Origin of the sequence: Variovorax glacialis, assembly GCF_051216375.1 — a bacterium.
GTDB lineage: Bacteria > Pseudomonadota > Gammaproteobacteria > Burkholderiales > Burkholderiaceae_C > Variovorax.
In genome coordinates, this window is sequence record NZ_JBPJZT010000008.1 from 316,648 (window position 1) to 330,205 (window position 13,558).

At 67.9% G+C, this 13,558-nt stretch carries 15 protein-coding genes; 4 read left to right on the forward strand and 11 right to left on the reverse strand.

Features of this window, described 5'->3' with window-relative positions:
* Positions 1–22: 22 nt before the first annotated feature.
* The 8 genes from ACSFBL_RS22515 to nac all read right to left on the reverse strand — a co-directional run bounded on the left by ACSFBL_RS22515 (position 23) and on the right by nac (position 6,797).
* Entirely contained in the window at positions 23–775 is a 753-nt protein-coding gene (locus ACSFBL_RS22515; protein WP_435518127.1) for an SDR family oxidoreductase, read from the reverse strand.
* Positions 776–898: 123 nt separating this feature from the next.
* Complete coding sequence (locus tag ACSFBL_RS22520) at positions 899–1,690, reverse strand: LamB/YcsF family protein (RefSeq protein WP_435518044.1); 792 nt, start codon at positions 1,688–1,690, stop codon at positions 899–901.
* Between the two features lie 30 nt (positions 1,691–1,720).
* Complete coding sequence (locus ACSFBL_RS22525; protein ID WP_435518045.1) at positions 1,721–2,143, reverse strand: acetyl-CoA carboxylase biotin carboxyl carrier protein; 423 nt, start codon at positions 2,141–2,143, stop codon at positions 1,721–1,723.
* Position 2,144: 1 nt separating this feature from the next.
* A complete protein-coding gene (locus tag ACSFBL_RS22530; protein WP_435518046.1) occupies positions 2,145–3,131 on the reverse strand; it encodes a 5-oxoprolinase subunit C family protein in 987 nt (328 codons plus the stop codon).
* Positions 3,128–3,847, reverse strand: a complete 720-nt coding sequence (pxpB, locus tag ACSFBL_RS22535) for a 5-oxoprolinase subunit PxpB (protein ID WP_435518047.1) — start codon at positions 3,845–3,847, stop codon at positions 3,128–3,130. The genes ACSFBL_RS22530 and pxpB overlap by 4 nt, the downstream gene beginning before the upstream one ends.
* A gap of 61 nt (positions 3,848–3,908) precedes the next feature.
* Complete coding sequence (gene accC, locus ACSFBL_RS22540; RefSeq protein WP_435518048.1) at positions 3,909–5,261, reverse strand: acetyl-CoA carboxylase biotin carboxylase subunit; 1,353 nt, start codon at positions 5,259–5,261, stop codon at positions 3,909–3,911.
* Between the two features lie 5 nt (positions 5,262–5,266).
* Complete coding sequence (locus ACSFBL_RS22545; RefSeq protein ID WP_435518049.1) at positions 5,267–5,725, reverse strand: acetyl-CoA carboxylase biotin carboxyl carrier protein; 459 nt, start codon at positions 5,723–5,725, stop codon at positions 5,267–5,269.
* Between the two features lie 133 nt (positions 5,726–5,858).
* Positions 5,859–6,797: a nitrogen assimilation transcriptional regulator NAC gene (gene nac / locus ACSFBL_RS22550; RefSeq protein ID WP_435518050.1), complete on the reverse strand. Its 939-nt coding sequence runs from the start codon at positions 6,795–6,797 to the stop codon at positions 5,859–5,861.
* Between the two features lie 165 nt (positions 6,798–6,962).
* On the opposite strand from nac, the gene ACSFBL_RS22555 reads away from it, so the two are divergent.
* Entirely contained in the window at positions 6,963–8,171 is a 1,209-nt protein-coding gene (locus ACSFBL_RS22555) for an aspartate transaminase (RefSeq protein WP_435518051.1), read from the forward strand.
* 36 nt (positions 8,172–8,207) lie between these two features.
* Entirely contained in the window at positions 8,208–8,879 is a 672-nt protein-coding gene (locus ACSFBL_RS22560) for an RraA family protein (protein WP_435518052.1), read from the forward strand.
* Between the two features lie 3 nt (positions 8,880–8,882).
* Here ACSFBL_RS22560 and ACSFBL_RS22565 read toward each other — a convergent pair whose 3' ends face one another.
* Together ACSFBL_RS22565 and ACSFBL_RS22570 are read right to left on the reverse strand one after the other, a co-directional pair.
* Positions 8,883–9,860, reverse strand: a complete 978-nt coding sequence (locus tag ACSFBL_RS22565) for a molybdopterin-dependent oxidoreductase (protein WP_435518053.1) — start codon at positions 9,858–9,860, stop codon at positions 8,883–8,885.
* A gap of 10 nt (positions 9,861–9,870) precedes the next feature.
* On the reverse strand, positions 9,871–10,068 hold the full coding sequence (locus ACSFBL_RS22570; RefSeq protein ID WP_435518054.1) for a hypothetical protein: 198 nt from the start codon (positions 10,066–10,068) through the stop codon (positions 9,871–9,873).
* Positions 10,069–10,416: 348 nt separating this feature from the next.
* On the opposite strand from ACSFBL_RS22570, the gene ACSFBL_RS22575 reads away from it, so the two are divergent.
* A complete protein-coding gene (locus ACSFBL_RS22575) occupies positions 10,417–11,682 on the forward strand; it encodes a DUF2325 domain-containing protein (RefSeq protein WP_435518055.1) in 1,266 nt (421 codons plus the stop codon).
* 96 nt (positions 11,683–11,778) lie between these two features.
* A complete protein-coding gene (locus tag ACSFBL_RS22580; RefSeq protein WP_435518056.1) occupies positions 11,779–12,825 on the forward strand; it encodes an XdhC family protein in 1,047 nt (348 codons plus the stop codon).
* Here ACSFBL_RS22580 and ACSFBL_RS22585 read toward each other — a convergent pair.
* Positions 12,818–13,552, reverse strand: coding sequence for a nitroreductase (locus ACSFBL_RS22585; RefSeq protein ID WP_435518057.1), 735 nt, complete (start codon positions 13,550–13,552; stop codon positions 12,818–12,820). The two genes, ACSFBL_RS22580 and ACSFBL_RS22585, sit on opposite strands and share 8 nt — an antisense overlap.
* Positions 13,553–13,558: the final 6 nt, after the last annotated feature.

The following is a 13,558-nucleotide window of genomic DNA, read 5'->3' on the forward strand; positions in this document are numbered from 1 at the left end:
TGCGCTGGAGCTAGCCCGGCGTTCAGGCCAGCGGCTCTTGCGGCCGCGTGGTGGACAAGCCGCCTGGAACCTGCAGCGTCGGCGTGATTTCCATGTGGCCGACGTTCACCGCGATCGGCGCGGCGATGGCGAAGGCGATCGCATTCGCGATGTCCTCGGCCTTCGGCAACTCGAAGCCTTCGACGAAGCGCTTGTAGGTTTCCTCGGAGTCGCCGTGCACGTGGGCGAAGATGTCCGTGGCAACGCGTCCCGGGCAGATCTCGGTGACGCGCACGCGGCGGCCGAAGAGGTCGATGCGAAGCTGGCGCGACAGCATGCTCACCGCCGCCTTGGTCGCGTGGTAGGTGCTGTTGCCGTTGAAGTTGTAGGCCGCCGCGATCGAGCTGATGTTGATCACGTGGCCGCGATCGCGCTCCGCCATGCCCGGCACCACCAGGCGGCACAGGTGAAGCACTGCGCGCAGGTTCACGTCCACCAGCAGGTCGATGCCCTCGGCGTCGGCCTTGAGGATCGAGCCGGGCCGGTCGACGCCGGCGTTGTTCACGAGCACATCGAAGGGCACTTCCTTCGCGAGCCGTGTGATGCCGTCCACGTCGGCCACGTCGATGGCGTGCGGAATGCAGCCGGTGCGGGCCGCCAGTTCGTCGAGCTTGCCGGCGCTGCGCGCGAGTGCGTGGACCTGCAGACCTTCCTTGCACAGGCGCTCGACCACGGCGGCCCCGATGCCCGACGAGGCGCCAGTGACGAGAGCGGTCTTGTAATCGGAGAACGGCATCTTTGCGTCTTTCATTCAAGGAAATTCACTGTATCCAGCACCGGGAAGCAGCGCCAAGACGGATTGGCTGTGGAGAGATAAGCCGTCCTTATGTCGCCCCGTGTGCGTGCATCGAAGTCCGGGTCAACCCGCATGACGCACCATCGGCGTGCCCGCCAACTGCTGCGAGATCGGAACGACACGGCCGCCGGCTTCGACCACTTCGCGCACCGCGCGCGCCAGCGACACCGCGCCCGGCGTGTCGCCGTGCAGCAGGATCGAGCGCACCTTCATCGGAATGCGCTTGCCGCCGTAGCTCGTGACCGTGCCGTCGTCGAGCAGTTGCCGAACGCGTGCGAGCACGGCATCGCGATCGTGGATCACCGAATCAGGCATCCTGCGGGGCACCAGCAGGCCCTCGTCGTCGCAGGCACGATCGGCCAGGAAGGTGGTCGCCACGCGCAGGCCGCAGCGTTCCGCCGCCGCCTCGATGGCCCGGCTCGCGGACGAGCTGACGATGAGTTCCGGATCGAAATCGGCCACGGCGCGCACCAGGGGCCCCGCCAGCGCGGCGTCGGCGGCCGCCATGTTGCCGAGCGCGCCATGGAAGCTCATGTGCGTCATGCGGTGGCCCGCCGATCGCGCCATGCCCGCGAGCGCGCCGAGCTGGTAGGTCACGAAGGTGGCCAACTCGGCGACGTCGATCTGCATCTGACGTCGACCGAAGCCCTGCAGGTCCGGAAAGCCCACGTGCGCACCCACATCGACGCCACGGGCACCCGCCATTCGGACCGTGCGATTCATGATGACCGGGTCGCCGGCGTGGAAGCCGCAGGCAACGTTCGCGGAGGAGACGATGTCCAGCAGCGCCTCGTCCTCGCCCATGCGCCAGGGGCCGAAGCCCTCGCCGAGATCGGCATTCAGGTCGATGTCCATGTGTGTTCCTCTCTCTGATTCGATGCGGCGTCAATCGGCGTGTAGCTCGACCAGCGCGGCGCCGTAGCCGACAGCGCGGCCGCTGTCCGTGGGCACGGCGCTCACGCGGCCGGCGACCGGCGCATTGACGGGCAAGAGCAGCAGGCCGATCCGCAGGAAGCCCAGTTCCTGGCCCGCCGACACGCGCTCGCCAATGCGAACCGCGGGCGCATCGGACTGCGGGTGCGCGTGCAGGAACACGCCGACGCTTGTTGCCGTGGCGACGGACAGTGCACGATCAGGCGCTGCATCATCGTCCTGCGCATCGGCACCTTTCAGTTGCACTAGCCCGCCCGCTGCGCCCCCGTCGCGGCCCAGGCGCACCACGCCGGTCGGGGTGCGCAGTTCGAGAAGGCCGATGTCGGTCCCGGCGAGCCACGCGGCCAGTTGCTTGAGTTGTTCGACCGTGGGCATGTCACTGTTTCCGTGGTGCGCTGCGATGGAGGTCGACCACGCGCCGGACCTTGTCGAGCCACGCCTCGGTTTCGTCGAGCGCGGCCACCGCCTCGGCCCAGGTGGTTTCGATGAACCGGATGCGCCCGCCGATGGGCGCCTGGCCGAGTCGCCACAGGTCGGCCTCGATGACTGTGCCTAACTTGGGATAGCCCCCCGAGGGCTGCGCATCGCGCATCTGGATGATGGGTTGCCCGCTGTGCGGTACCTGGATCACGCCGGGCACGATGCCGTGCGATCGGATCTCCATGGGCGCGACAGGTTGCAGGGCCTCGCCCGCCAGCCGGTAGCCATAGCGGTCGCTCTGCGCCGTGATCTTCCATTCGCTCGACCAGAAGGCCTTGCGCGACGATGCCTCGAAGCCCATGTATTCAGCGGCTGGCAACACGCGGACGGCCGTCACGCCGTCGATGTCCAGCGGCAGCGTCAGCGATGGCGGAACGAGGCCGAAACCCGTCCGGCACGGCTGGCCGGCGCCCGTGGCGCGCAAGGTGTCGCCCTTTCGGAGCGCACGGCCCTCGTGACCGCCGAAGGCGCCGCGCAACTGCGTGCTGCGCGAGCCCAGCACTTCCGGCACGTCTACCCCTCCGGCCACGCACAGCACGGCGCGGCTGCCGCGCTGCGTACCGCCCTGCGGCACGCCCAAGGTGAGCAGTTGGCCGGCACGGGCCTGATGCACCCACCAAGGCATGAGCGATTGATCGTCCAGGCGGGCCGCGCAATCCGCACCGGTGAGGGCGAACGCGCAGTCCTCGTCGAAGCGCACCCTGAAGGGGAACACGGGCACCTCGATGGCCGCCGCATTCGCGTCGTTGCCCAGCATCAGGTTGCCGGCCGCGAGCGCCAGGTTGTCCATGGCACCCGACGTGCCGACGCCCCAGCGCAGGCCGCCCTTGCGCCCCAGGTCCTGCACGGTGGCGAGTGCAGCAGAAGAGAGGACTTCGATCATCGGAGAATCCCTTCGACCCGGAACCGGATCATGTCGCCCGGCTGCAGTGCGGCGGGCGGGTCTTGCGTGGGGTCGAAGAAGGACATCGACGTGCTGCCGATCGTGTTCCAGCCGCTCGGCCCCGCCGACGCCGACACGCCGGTCTGCGCGCCGCCGATCGACACCGCGCCGCCGGGGATGCTCAGCACCGGCACCTTGCGGCGCGGCGTGGCGATGCGCGGGTCCATGCCGCCCAGGTAGCAATAGCCCGGGTGGCTTCCAAGTGCATACACGGGATACGTCGGTGCGCTGTGGAGTTCGACGATCTCTTCCACGCTGAGCCCCGTGTGCGCCACCACGTCCGCCATGTGCGGACCGCCCTCCCCGCCATAGATCACCGGAAGTTCGATCACGCGCCCCTGCAGCGGCAGCGCAACCGCGGATTCCCAGGCGGCCAGGAGGCGTGCCTCGAGCGCTGCGAGCGCGTCCACGGTGCGCGGCGCACGCTCGAAGGTCAGCATCAGGTTGTTCATGCCCGGCACGGCCTCGCGCACTTCCGGCCATGCCTGCGCCTCGTGCGCCAGTGCCCAGATGCGCTGCTGCGAAGCGAGCGCCATGTCGCCGGGTGCCTCGAACAGCAGCGCGGTGGTGCCCAGCAGGCTGATCGTCGCCGGCGTTGCTTCCACGGGTGCCTTTCTGGCCGCGCGTGTCTTGGGGATCGTCGCCTGCGGACTCATTGGCTAACCTCCGTGCGTTGCACTGCGGTGCGAGGCCCTTTCGGAGCGGCCGGGCGGGGACTCATGCCGCGCTCCTTTGCTGTAACCAGCGTTCGAGGTGATGGATGTCGACGCCGCCGGCGGCAAAGCCTGCGTCGCGCAGGATCTCCCGGTGCAGCGGCACATTGGTCGAGATGCCTTCGACCCGCATCTCGGCGAGCGCCAGGCGCATGCGATCGAGTGCGTCGTCGCGCGTATCGCCCTGCACGATGAGCTTGGCGATCATCGAGTCGTAGTACGGCGGCACGCGATAGCCGGCATTGGCGTGGGAATCCACGCGCACGCCGAAGCCCCCCGGCACCTGCCAGCCGGTGATGCGTCCAGGCGAAGGCGCGAAGGTCCCGGGGTCTTCCGCATTGATGCGGCATTCGATCGCATGGCCCTGGCAGCGGATGTCGGCCTGCGTCAACGCGAGTTGTTCGCCGCGCGCCACGCGGATCTGGTGCTGCACGATGTCGATACCGGTGGTCATCTCGGTCACCGGATGCTCGACCTGCAGCCGGGTGTTCATCTCGATGAAATAGAAGGCGCCCCGCTCGTAGAGGAACTCGAAGGTGCCGACGCCGCAGTAGCCGATCTGCCGGCACGCGGCGGCGCAGCGCTCGCCGACCTCCGCGATCAACGCCTCGTCGATGCCCGGCGCCGGCGCCTCCTCGATCACCTTCTGGTGCCGGCGCTGCAGCGAACAGTCGCGGCTGCCGAGCCACACCGCATGGCCGTGGCTGTCGGCGAGCACCTGGATCTCGACATGGCGCGGATGCAGCAGGAACTTCTCGATGTAGACCTCGGGATTGCCGAAGGCGCGCCGCGCCTCCTCGCGGGTCAGGGCCATCGCATCGAGCAGCGACGCCTCGTCCTGCACCACGCGCATGCCGCGCCCGCCGCCGCCGCCTGCGGCCTTGACGATCACCGGGTAGCCGACTTCACGGGCCAGCGCCTGGATCGTCGCAGGGTCCTCGGGCAGTCCATCGTCCGGCCCGGGCACGCAGGGCACGCCGGCCTTGCGCATCGCGCGCTTGGCGGCGACCTTGTCGCCCATGGTGCGGATGCAGGCCGCGCTCGGGCCGATGAAGGTCAGTCCGGCCTCCTCGACACGCTGTGCAAAACCGGCGTTCTCGGAGAGGAAGCCGTACCCCGGGTGAATGGCTTGCGCGCCGCTCACTTCGGCAGCGAACAGGATCGCGGACTGGTTCAGGTAGCTTTGCCCCGGCGCCGCGGGGCCGATGCACAAGGCCTGGTCGGCCTGCGCGACATAGACCGCATCGCGATCGGCCTCGGAGTGCACGACCACGGTCCTCAGACCGAGACCGCGGCAGGCGCGCTGGATGCGCAGGGCGATCTCTCCCCGGTTGGCAATCAGGACGGTGTCGAACATGCGGCTCATCCTTCCCGGGCGAAGCGGAACAGCGGCTGGCCCGCTTCGACCTCATCGCCCGAGGCGACCAGCACCTCGGTCACCGTGCCGTCGTGATCGGCGCGCACTTCGTTGAACACCTTCATGGCCTCGATCACGCACAGCGCCTGGCCCGCCTTGATCGATTGACCCGCTCGCACAAACGGTGGATCGCCGGGTGTGGATTGCAGATGAACCACGCCGTACAGTGGCGCGAGGCATTCGGTGGATGAAGCGACTTCGGGTGTCGCTTCAAGCACGGCCACGGCGTCATCCAATGTCTCCGCCGCTTCGCGCACCGCGGCCCGCACCGGCCGGCGCGCCATGCCGGCCAGCGCCGACTGCTTCACGAGCCGCAGCGTGCTGCCGTTTTCGCTGTACTCCAGCTCGGAAAGGTCCGAGCCTGCCAGCGCGTCGATGAGCGTCTTGATCTGTTCCTGATTCATGCCGGGCCTGTCTTGGAGACAGTACGTCCTTGTTGGCCGACGCATTCCGCGAACGCGTGACGGCTGGCATGAAAGGTAACGGACCAGGGGCCCAAAGCCAAAGACGGATTGGCTGTGCCGGGATAAGGCCCGCTTATGACAAGGCAGTCAGCTCCGGCTCCGGCGTCGACGCGACCGTGCTGGCAAGGTCGACCACGAGTTCCAGCAGGATGTCCTTCACCGCCTGTGCCGGCTCGGAAAGCGGCAGGTGGTCCGACTGGCAGAGGGCCAGCGGCGCCTCGATCACCGGCTCGACGATCTGGAACTGCCATGCACCGCAGGCCGCCACAACTTCCCGCGCCATCGAAGCCGGGAGGATGCTCGCGCCCAGTCCGTCCGCGATGGCCGCGGTCAGCGTAAAGGCCGATTCGATCTCGGCCACCACGTGCGGCACCATGCCCGCGCGCACGAAGGCGGCATCGACCAGCTTGCGCACGACGTTGTAGGGGCGCGGCAGCATCAGTTCCATGTCGCGCAGGTCGGCCAGGCGAACGGGCGCGGCGGGCGCCGGTGTGCTGGCCGGACCGACGAGATACAGCGGCTCCTTGAGCAGCGGCAGGAAGGTGAGCCCGTGGATCGCCTTGTCGCCGTAGAGCACGGCCAGGTCCATGCGGCCGTTCATGATCAGTTCGCTGAGCGTGGTCCCGTAGTTCTCGTTGAGGTAGAGCAGGATGCCGGGGTGCCGCGCGCGCACGGTCCGTAGCAAGGGCAGCGACAGGGCCGAGGCGGCCGTCCCGGGGGCGAGCCCCACCGAGACCTGCCCCGACAGGCCCTCGCCCGCCGCTTCCATGTCGACGCGGGCCTGCTCGCACTGCCGCAGGATGATCTGCGCATGCCGATAGAGCACCTTGCCTGCCTCCGTCGGCGTGACGCCGCGCTTGGTGCGCACTAGCAACTGCTGCCGCACCTCCCCTTCGAGAGTCGCGAGTTGCTGGCTCAAGGCGGGCTGGGCAATGAAAAGAACCTCGGCGGCCTGCGTCAGGCTGCCGATGTCCACGATCTTCACGAAGTATTTGAGGCGTCGGAGGTTCACGCCTTGTCCCCAAGCAAAAGCCAAGCCTAGCACCGGCCCACCGGAGTGCCTATCGGGCCGCACCATAAGCTGAGCCTATCGAACCAGAGCGATCTTGTCTTGGCCGAGTCGGGGCGATCTGCGTACCGTTACGCCCCAGTGCATCCCCCATCCCAAGGAAGATCCGTGAACACCTCCCGCATCGCCGCCCGCGTCCGGCGCATCAAGCCATCGCCCAGCACCTCCGCAGCCGACCGGGCCAACGAACTGCGGCGCCAGGGCAAGTCCATCGTGAACCTGGTGGTGGGCGAACCCGACTTCGACACCCCGCAGCACATTCGCCGCGCCGCTGCCGAAGCCATGGACAAGGGTGCGACCCGCTACACCCTGATGGCCGGCACCGTCGAACTCCGGCAGGCGATCGCCGCGAAACTCGAGCGCGAGAACGGCCTGCGCTACGAGATGAACGAGATCATCGCCACCAGCGGCGCGAAGAGTGCGATTTACAACGCCCTCGCGATCACGCTGGAGCCGGGCGACGAGGTCATCATCCCCGCGCCCTACTGGGTGTCGTATCCCGACATGGTGCTGGCCTGCGAGGGTGCGCCGGTCACCGTCGCCTGCCCGGAAGCCAACTGCTTCAAGCTCACGCCGGCCCAGCTGGAGGCGGCCATCACGCCGCGCACGCGCTGGCTGCTGATCAATTCGCCGAGCAATCCCACGGGCGCGAGCTACACCGCCGCCGAATACCGCGCGCTCGCCGATGTGCTGCTGCGGCATCCGCAGGTCATGGTGATGACCGACGACATCTACGAGCACATCCGCTTCGACGGCGAGTCGACGCCCCACATCCTCGCGGTCGAGCCGGGCCTGCGCGATCGCACGCTGGTGGTGAACGGGGTCTCGAAGACCTACGCGATGACCGGCTGGCGCATCGGCTACGCGGCAGGGCCGAAGGACCTGATCACCGCGATGGACACGCTGCTGTCGCAGTCCACCGGCAACTGCTGCTCGATCAGCCAGGCCGCGGCCGCCGCGGCGCTCAATGGCGACCAGGGCTTCGTCACCGAGAGCGTGGCGGTCTACAAGCAGCGGCGCGACCGCACGCTCGCGCTCATCAACGCGATTCCGGGCCTGAGCTGCGCCACGCCGCCAGGTGCCTTCTACCTCTATATCAACTGCGCCGGGCTGATCGGCAAGACCACACCCGCCGGCAAGGTGCTGGCAGAAGACGGTGACGTCGTCATGTACCTGCTCGAAAGCGCGGGCGTGGCCACGGTCGCCGGCACGGCCTACGGCCTCTCGCCCTACTTCCGCCTGTCCATCGCGACTTCTATCGAGACCCTGGAAGAAGGCGGCTCGCGCATCGCCCGCGCGGTCGCCGAGCTGCGCTGAGCGCGCCGATCCACCGACACACATCGAGAAAGCACCATGCCCTACAAAGCCATCCGCAAGAACCCTTCGGCCACACAGGTCGATCCGAAGATCCTGTCCGCGCTGCGCGAGATCCCCGTCGCGGCACTGAGCGACAACATGCACCGGAACATCGGCACCACGGGTCTGGGCCCGTACCACCGGCCCGTCGCGCAGACCATGGCAGGCACAGCGGTCACGGCGCGCTCACGCGGCGGCGACAACCTCACGTACCTTCGCGCCCTGGAGTTCTGCCGTCCCGGCGACATCCTGGTGATCGACGCCGGAGGCATCCTCAACAACGCGGTGGTCGGCGGCATCCTGTCGTTCTATGCCGCGCACATCGGCGTCCTGGGCGTGGTGGTGGACGGCGCGATCCGCGACGTGGCCGAGATCCGGGCGCGCGAATTCCCGGTCTATGCGCGCGGCGTCACCCATCGCGGCCCGTACAAGGACGGTCCGGGCGAGATCAATGTGCCGATCTCCGTGGGCGGCATGGTGGTCAACCCCGGCGACATCGTGGTCGGCGATCAGGACGGCCTGATGGCGTTCGCGCCCGACGAGGCCGAACTGCTCATCGAGAAGGCCCGTGCGCACCTGGCGACCGAGGCCGAGACGATCCGCGCCATGAAGGAAGGACGCTGGGATCGATCGTTCATCGACGCGCTCGAAGCGCGCTGCCCGAACTGAGCTTCAGGGCGCGGCGCGCGGCGAAGCGAGGACTTCGATGGCAGCCAGGTTGGAGACCGACCTGCCCATCTTGACGTCTCCAGGGACGATCAGGCGAGCCATCCCGTTGCGATCCAGCGGTGCGCCGTTGACGCTGTAGGCCACCAGCGCCATCTTGTTGCCGAAGTCCGGATCGATCTCGCCCAGCGCGATCACGGCTTTGTAGCCATCGCTTCCGGTGGCGACGACGTACATCGCCATCGAGGCGTTCTTGACGGTCGGGTCGACCTTGATACCCGTCGTGCCGTGCAGCAGCGTCCACAGGCTGACGCCCGTGTAGGTGCTGCCGTTGACCGTCCGACTGATGCTTGGCATGGCCTTCAAGGCGGCGAGGTCGAAGGTCATCGGCTTGTCGACAGCGCCGGACACGGCGACGGCGGTCGAAACCCCGCCACCGGTTCCGCGAACCTGAGACTCCGAGGCGCGGAGCTCGATGCCCGCGAGACGCGAGACGTAGCGGCCGCCCTTGGTATCTCCGGGCGCCGTGACGCGCAGCGGCCCGTCCGAGACGCCCAAGGGCACCGTGCGGCCATCGACCACCTCCGCATACGCCACGAGGCTTTGCTGGTTGCCGAACGCCGGGTTGATCTCGCCCAGCGAGAACACCGCCCTGTACCCGTCCGCGCCGGTGGCAAGGACGTAGCGGTTCAGCGCATCGCTCATCTTCGCGCCATCGGTGCGAATGCCGGAGCCATCGAGCAGTTGCCACAGGCTCGTGCCCACGTACGTATGCGATTGCGCACCGCTGCCGCTGGAGAAGTGCACGACCTGTGTCGTGGCCGGCCGGGAAGAGAGCTCCGACACGGCGTACTTTGCCGGCCGATCCAGCGCGCCGCCGACTTGTAGTGAAGCCGACGTGGTCGGCGCCATGCTGCCGCACCCCGCGAGGCCCCATGCAGCGAAGGCAAGCAGGACAAGGAGACGACGGGAAAACGCGTGCATGCCCCGGACTCTACCCGCCAGTGGGCCGAACGCCAGCATCGGCAGGGTCGAACCAGCATGACAGGACGACTTGCGAAAGCCTTTCCTTCGCAGGCGGCGGCGCCTCCTTGATCGTCCCGATGCTGATGAAGCCGGCCAGAACCTCACCGCTCGCCAGGCCCAGCTGGCTGGCAAGGATGGGATCGAAGCAGCGGTCGCCGCTGAGCACGATCGCCCCGTACCCCAGTTGGTGCGCAGCGCCGAGGATAGTCGCGTCAACCGCATTCCGAGCTTGCGCTCCGGTCCTGTCATGGTGTCGTGTTCAGGATTTCGCATGTCGTTTCCACCCGGGACTTTTTTTCGTAGTCTTGATCTTGCCGCATCGCTGTATCTTGGAATATATGAAGATTGCTCTGCGCACCTTTCAATGCAGCATCTTCTCAGACGGGATAAACCGCGCCAGCAAGCCAATTCAACTAAACAGCGGCCTCAACGCCACCAAGCCTGCTTTACTTCGAAGGTCGGATTTGGACCGTCTTGTGTTCTCGTTATGACGTGACGTATATTGCGTCGGACCATGCTCAATCCCCCGTTCAAGCTCGCCGTGCCCTTGTCGGGCGAGTCGACCGACCTGTGCGAGGAAGCGCCGCCGCAGGGCGGTCGCACTCGGCTCGCGCAGCTCGACTCCCATCTGCACTGCTCGGTCATCGGCACCTGCCTGAGCACGGCCGAGCTGCGCAAGCTCATGGCGCGCTTCGTCGAAGTGGCAGGCGCTTCGGACCTCGACATCCACCACGATGCCGTGCATTTGGTGTCGCACAACGGACTCGTGGCCAAGGCCCTGCACAAGGCGCTCGACCACAGGCATGAGGCCGCGGTGCGGTCCTTCGGCCGGGCGCATGATGCGGCGGTCCTCGCCGCGCTGTGGGAAGAAGCGCTGCAACGGGGTGAGGTCCCCGGCGCCTACTGGGCCGTCCTCACCCACCGTGATGTCACTGCCACGCTGCGCCAGAAGGTCTTCGGGGACGTGCACATGCTGTCGCACCTGGTCGGCGCAGCCAACCGGGCCGACATCCGTCGCCTCGTCGCACTGGAGCGCGAGAACGCGGATCTGCGCGAACGCCTGGAACGGCAGCAAATCCGGTCACGCGAACTGGTCGAGGGGCGCGAGGACGCCATGGCGCAGCTCCGCGCCCAGTTGCTCGCCGCCGAAGCGAGGGCCGCCTCGGTCGACGGTTGTAGTTCCGACGCCGTGTCGCGGCAAGCGCGTCAGGAGGACGCAGCGGAAGCGGCGGCACAGGTCGCGCTCCAGACTGCGCGACGCGAGCGGGCCGAGCAGGCCGCCGCCGCCGCGGAGTCCGAAACCTCGGCGCTGCGCGAAGAACTGGCGTACTTGAAGGAAAAGGCCCGCCTGCTGAACCATGAACTCTCGGCGGCGGAACTCCAGCTCCGCGAGACGGACGGCGAGGAGACGGCGCAGGGCACGAACCTCGATCGGGAACTGCGTGCCCGGCGCATCCTGTACGTCGGCGGTCGGCCCAGTTCGACCCCCGCGATCCGGGAACTCGTGCTGCGGCACGGCGGCGAGTTCCAGCGGCACGATGGCGGTATGGAGGATCGCAAGGGCCTGCTGGCCTCGGCCATCTCCTGGGCCGACCTGGTGGTCTTCCCCGTCGACTGCGTCGATCACGATTCCGTCTGCAACCTGAAGCGTCTCTGCGCGCGGCAGAACGTCCGGTTCGTGCCGCTTCGCAGCGCCGGCGTCGCGACCTTCGTGGCGGCTTTCAGTGGCCCGGCCGAAGAGGCCCAGCCCACGCCGCACGCGATGTGCAGGCATCGTTGAACCGCCCGTTGCCGCCCACCCTGCGTTGATCGCGAACTTGCCACAATGTGGCAAGGAATGACACGCTTGTCGTTCCCCGATCGAACAGGAGTGAACATGACGCTCGCGTCCAGTGAACAGGCCGTCGCCTCGGCGGCTTCGATTCTGTCCCAGGCCCTCCAATGGAAAGACGCCGGCGACGAGGTGGTCCTTGCCACCCTCGTGAAGGCCTGGTCGACCGCGCCCCGGCGCGCGGGCGCCCAGATGGCTGTCCGCCGGGATGGCACGTCCGTCGGCACGCTGTTCGGTCCTGGCGTCGACGCGCGGATCGCCTCGGCTGCCGTCGACGCACTCGCAACCGGCACAGACAAGACGATCGGCATCGAGATCGACGACGCCACGGCCTCGACCGCAGGCATGGCCTGCGGCGGCGCCATGCAGATTCGCTTCGAATCCCTGCGAGGCGGTGCCGGCGGCCAGGTCGACGTCCTGCGCGAGGCGATCGATGCGCTGGAGGGCCGGCGAAGCGTGGTGCTGTGCACCCGGCTGTCGGACGGCCGTCGGGCCCTGGTCCCGGTTGACGGTCCGGACGCCGACGCGTGGGCGCCCGAGGCAAAGCGGCGTGCGGCGGCGGACGATACGGCCGTCAGCCAGATCGACGGCGACGACGTGTTGTTCCAGGTGTTCAACGCTCCGCTCCGGCTCTATGTGGTGGGCGCCGTGCGAACCGCACGCGCGCTGCTCGCCGCAGCGAGGTTGCTCGGTTTCGACGTGACGATCGTCGACCCGCGGGAGCAGGCAGCGAACGCATTCGATTTCACCGGCGCCGCCTTGCGCATTGGTGACGTCGGAGTCGCCTTGCGTGAAGCGCGCCTCGACGCGCGAAGCGCCGTGGTCATGCTGGCGCATGCACCCGAGATCGACGACCCGGCCCTCATCGAGGCCCTGGCGAGCAACGCCTTCTACGTGGGTGCGCTCGGCAGCAGGAAATCGCACGCCGCGCGCCTGGCGCGCCTCGCTGACGCTGGCGTGTCGCCGCTGCTTGCGCAAAGGATCCATGGGCCTGCGGGACTGGCCATCGGCGCCATCGGCCCGGCCGAGATCGCCGCGTCGATCGTGGCGGAGATGATCGCAGTACTGCGCGGCGCCAGACCTTCTACCTGATCTCGATGGATTCGTCCGTCGTGTCGAATCCCGCATGCCGCACGAATGCCTCGACCGGTTGCCGCGGCATTTCCATCCGGTTCACGTTCGCTTCCTCGTCGCCGTAGCCCATCGCCATGCCGCAGACGGTGAGCTCATCCGGACCCATGCGCAGATGCTGCGCGATGACTGCATGGAACGGGGCAAAGGAGACCTGCGGGCAAGTGTCGATGCCTCTCGACTTCGCCACGATCATCACGTTCTGGATGTACAGGCCGAGGTCCAGCCAGCTATGGCGATTGAGGCGCGCGTCGATGCTGAAGATCAGCCCCACGGGCGCGCCGAAGAAACTGTAGTTGCGCTCCGTCTGCGCCGCGCGGGCCGAGGCGTCTTCCCGGTCGATGCCCAGCGCACCGTAGTAGCGGGCGGCGAAGTCGGCCTGATGGGTGCAGCAAGCAGCAGGCAGCGGATCGGGGAAATGCGAGGGCCGGGGAAAGTCGCCCCGTCGGAACGCCGCGGCGAGATCGACGCTCAATGCCCTCAGCGGCGCGCCCGCCAGCACGTGGACATTCCAGGGCTGTGTGTTGGAGTTGCTCGGCGCGGTCGTTGCCACTTGCAGGATGTCCAGCACGGCGTCGCGCGGCAGCCGGTCCGGACGGTAGGCCCGCACCGACCTGCGCGACCGCAGGACCTCGTCCACGCGACGACTTGTGTCGGACTGGCGCTGTGCGGACTGCTGCTGCTTCACGCTGGC

What these genes read in the sequence shown, in the direction of transcription:
- ACSFBL_RS22515 (WP_435518127.1), bottom strand. Translation starts at nt 775, where the DNA reads ATGCCGTTCTCCGATTACAAGACCGCTCTCGTCACTGGCGCCTCGTCG.
- ACSFBL_RS22520 (WP_435518044.1), bottom strand. Translation starts at nt 1,690, where the DNA reads ATGGACATCGACCTGAATGCCGATCTCGGCGAGGGCTTCGGCCCCTGG.
- ACSFBL_RS22525 (WP_435518045.1), bottom strand. Translation starts at nt 2,143, where the DNA reads ATGCCCACGGTCGAACAACTCAAGCAACTGGCCGCGTGGCTCGCCGGG.
- ACSFBL_RS22530 (WP_435518046.1), bottom strand. Translation starts at nt 3,131, where the DNA reads ATGATCGAAGTCCTCTCTTCTGCTGCACTCGCCACCGTGCAGGACCTG.
- pxpB (WP_435518047.1), bottom strand. Translation starts at nt 3,847, where the DNA reads ATGAGTCCGCAGGCGACGATCCCCAAGACACGCGCGGCCAGAAAGGCA.
- accC (WP_435518048.1), bottom strand. Translation starts at nt 5,261, where the DNA reads ATGTTCGACACCGTCCTGATTGCCAACCGGGGAGAGATCGCCCTGCGC.
- ACSFBL_RS22545 (WP_435518049.1), bottom strand. Translation starts at nt 5,725, where the DNA reads ATGAATCAGGAACAGATCAAGACGCTCATCGACGCGCTGGCAGGCTCG.
- ACSFBL_RS22560 (WP_435518052.1), top strand. Translation starts at nt 8,208, where the DNA reads ATGCCCTACAAAGCCATCCGCAAGAACCCTTCGGCCACACAGGTCGAT.
- ACSFBL_RS22565 (WP_435518053.1), bottom strand. Translation starts at nt 9,860, where the DNA reads ATGCACGCGTTTTCCCGTCGTCTCCTTGTCCTGCTTGCCTTCGCTGCA.
- ACSFBL_RS22575 (WP_435518055.1), top strand. Translation starts at nt 10,417, where the DNA reads ATGCTCAATCCCCCGTTCAAGCTCGCCGTGCCCTTGTCGGGCGAGTCG.
- ACSFBL_RS22580 (WP_435518056.1), top strand. Translation starts at nt 11,779, where the DNA reads ATGACGCTCGCGTCCAGTGAACAGGCCGTCGCCTCGGCGGCTTCGATT.